1 protein-coding gene is annotated in these 559 nt (G+C 77.6%); it reads right to left on the bottom strand.

Translation table 11 applies throughout. The annotated features are described in order from the left end of the window. A partial coding sequence (locus ACI8AF_RS27540) for an IS110 family transposase (protein WP_456542971.1) occupies positions 1-559 on the bottom strand: 559 nt, incomplete at both ends.

Genomic DNA, 559 nt, shown 5'->3' with positions numbered 1-559 from the left:
TCGCCTGCACCGGGTCCGCGCTGCCGGTCGGGTCCGGGCGCATCGCCGCGCAGGTGGCCAGCAGTCGCCGGAGGGTCAGGGTGCGCAACTGGCCGCGCAGCGGCTCGGGCGCGGTGATGATCAGCGCTCGGATCTGGGTCTGGGCCTCGGCGCGGGCGGCGATGGCGCTGCGACGGGCCACGCGCAGCGTGCGCACGGCCTCGACCGGCCCGGTGCGGGCCTTCGGGGTGCCGGTGGACCGGCCGCTCAGGGCGGCGCGGGCGGCGGCCTCGGCGTCGATCGGATCGGACTTGCCGGCGAACCGGCGGGTCTTGCGATCCGGACGGTCGACCTCGACCAGCCTGATACCCGCCGCGGTGAGGTGACGGGCCAGGCCGGCGCCGTAGACCCCGGTGCCCTCCACCCCCACGCGCTGCACCGGGCCGTGCGCGACGAGCCAGTCGATCAGCTGGGCGTAGCCGGCCGGGGTGGCGGCGAACTCGCGGTGGGCCAGCAGCCGCCCGGCGGCGTCGACGACCGCGGCGGTGTGGGTGTCGGCGTGGGTGTCCACCCCGCCGAA

The organism is Blastococcus sp. SYSU D00669, from assembly GCF_054050715.1.
This window is presented reverse-complemented; position numbering and strand designations above follow the sequence as displayed.